We start from the raw sequence: 2747 nt of genomic DNA, 5'->3' as shown, positions 1-2747 counted from the left end.
GCTTGAGTTAATAAGTTTATCTCTTTTTCAAACTCTTCAAATTTCTCTTTTATCCTTTTTTGATTTAGAGCATAACCTTTGATAATATATTTTTTTAAGATTTTTGTAGCCCACTGACGAAATTTAGTCGCTTTGGATGAGTTTGTTCTATATCCGACAGCTAAAATAATATCCAGACTATAAAGTTTTACAGGTTTATCAGAATTTGCAAAGTGCATTTTTTGCACATTGCTTTTTTCATCAACTTCTTTATCTTTTAATATATTATTGATATGCCTTGTGATAACCGTTCTGTCTTTTTCAAAAAGTTTAGCTATTTCATCTTGTCTAAGCCAAATATTTTCACCATCAAAACGGCTTTTTAACTCTATTTCTCCATCTTTATAAATCACTATATCACTCATAACCCAAGCTCCTCTAAATACCCCCTCATTTTTTCTTTAACTTCTTTTAATTCGTTTTCAATTTTTTCGATGTTTGCTTTTACTTCGTTTATGTCAATCTCCTCTTCTTCTTCAAATGTATCAACATATCTTGGAATATTTAAATTATAATCATTCTCCCTTATCTCTTCTAATGTAGCTAAATACGAATACTTATCAATCGTTTTTCTCTCTTTATAGGTATTTACTATTTTTTCAATGTCTTTATTTCTTAACTTGTTTTGATTTTTGCCTTTTTCAAATTCACGGCTTGCGTCTATAAATAAAACATTTTTGTCTTTTTTGTTTTTCTTAAAAACCAAAATTACCGTCGGAATTGATGTTCCGTAAAAAAGATTCGGCGGAAGTCCGATTACCGCATCAAGTAAATTGTCTTCAATTATCCCTTTTCTGATTTTACCCTCGCTGCTTCCCCTAAAAAGCACACCGTGAGGCAAAACAACCCCCATCGTTCCATCTTCGTTCAGTGAGCTTAACATATGCTGAACAAAAGCATAATCCGCCTTGCTTTTTGGAGGAAGTCCGTAAGTAAACCTGCTAAAAACATCGTCTTTTAACTCGTCATATCCCCATTTATCCAAACTAAAAGGAGGATTTGCCACAACTTTATCAAATTTCATTAAATGTTTGTTATCGATTAAATGTTTCGGATTTCTTAGAGTATCCCCCCATTTTATATCGGCATCATCAATTTGGTGCAAAAACATATTCATCCTACAAAGCGCATAAGTCTGACCGTTTTTTTCCTGTCCGTAAATTCTGAAGTTTTCGCTTCCTATCTCTTTTGCGGCTTTAATCAAAAGCGAACCGCTTCCACAAGTCGGGTCATATATCCTATCTCCCTCTTTCGGCTCAACAAGTTTGGCAAGAAGTGCCGATACTTCACTCGGTGTAAAGAACTCTCCCCCTTTTTTACCGGCGTCGCTTGCAAAACGGCTAATCAGATACTCATACACATCCCCTATAATATCTCTTCCTTCTAATTTTGAAGGTCTTAAGTCTAATTCACTAAAATCTTCAAGCAAATGCTTTAAAAGAGCATTTCTCTCTTTTGTCTGTCCAAGTCTTGCTTCCGAATTAAAATCTATATTTCTAAAAATCCCCTCGAGTTTATCTTTGTTATCTTCTTCTATTTTCATTAATACTTTGTTTATTATTTCACCTAAATTTTGTGCTTCTTTATGCTCTAATAAATAATCAAATGTAGCATTTTCACTAATTACAAATTTTTCTTTTGATAATGCCCTTTTTATCCTCTTTTCATTTCCTTTGTATTTTTGATGCAATTCTTCATACTTTTCTTTGTAAAAATCACTTAAATATTTCACAAATAACATTGTTAATATATAATCTTTATACTCACTGCTATCGAGCGTTCCCCTAAAAGTATCACACGCTTTCCAAACTATATTATTGATCATTTCCTTAGTCACACTCATAATACACTCCTTAAAATTGTTTCTTTTAACAGTTCTTTTTGATTTATTAACTCTTCGTATAAAGATAATTCTTTTTCCTGTAAATCTAAAATATCAACTACTTTATGTTGAATATCTTTTGAAGGCAGATTTATATCTATTTCTTTAATGTCTTTACCTCCCACCATTCTTATGTATGAACCTTCAATGTTTTTATGAAACTCTTTTTGAACTTTTTTTGTGTTCAAATAATAAGCCAAAAATTTCATATCAATATCTTTTTTAGCTCTTAAAATTGCCATAGTGGAAGGAATTAAAATCTCTTTCGTAATATAAACAGCTTTTATCGGTTCTCTAAGTCTAACTACAACATCATTTGCTTTTGTTAAATAATTATCAACTTTTTCACTTGCACTAAAATTTTCCAAACATTCTTCATCTATATAAATCCCTCGTTTATCAAAACATTTTAAAGTAAGCAGCTTATATTTATATTTTTCACCTTTTTTCCGTGAAAGAGGAAGCCCGATTTTAATTTCTACTATATCAGAGAGTTTCATGAGAAGCCTTTTCTGTTATATATTTGAATACAACAAATTTGTTATTAAAAATTATAATAATTTTTTTGTAAGAATGTCAAGAAAAATTTGTATTATTTGATAATAAAACAAAAAAAGAGGTAATTGTAGAGCTAAAAACTACCCCCCGAGGTATTTTTTCTTAATTTCGTCACTTGCAAGAAGGGCTTTTGCGTCATCCTCCATAACAAGCGATCCGTTTTCCATTACATACGCCCTGTCGGCGATTTTAAGTGCGGCCGCGGCGTTTTGCTCGACCAAAAGAATGGTAACGTCGTCGTTTTTATTCAGATCCACCAAAATCCCGA

3 protein-coding genes and 1 pseudogene are annotated in these 2747 nt (G+C 31.6%); all 4 read right to left on the bottom strand.

The window, feature by feature from the left end:
- Positions 1 to 404, bottom strand: a 404-nt coding sequence (gene rhuM, locus ACXJIE_RS05000; protein ID WP_456479877.1) for a RhuM family protein, incomplete at its 3' end; no start/stop codon positions are given.
- Positions 401 to 1882, bottom strand: a complete 1482-nt coding sequence (locus tag ACXJIE_RS04995) for a type I restriction-modification system subunit M (protein ID WP_456479876.1) — start codon at positions 1880 to 1882, stop codon at positions 401 to 403. The genes rhuM and ACXJIE_RS04995, both read right to left, overlap by 4 nt.
- On the bottom strand, positions 1879 to 2421 hold the full coding sequence (locus ACXJIE_RS04990; RefSeq protein WP_456479875.1) for a restriction endonuclease subunit S: 543 nt from the start codon (positions 2419 to 2421) through the stop codon (positions 1879 to 1881). The genes ACXJIE_RS04995 and ACXJIE_RS04990 overlap by 4 nt, the downstream gene beginning before the upstream one ends.
- Before the next feature lie 138 nt (positions 2422 to 2559).
- Positions 2560 to 2747 (bottom strand): annotated as a pseudogene (locus ACXJIE_RS04985) (ABC transporter ATP-binding protein); the annotation flags it as partial.

This window comes from Nautilia sp., assembly GCF_053994455.1.
Note: the sequence above shows the minus strand (reverse complement) of the source record. Positions and strands in the feature narration are given on the sequence as shown.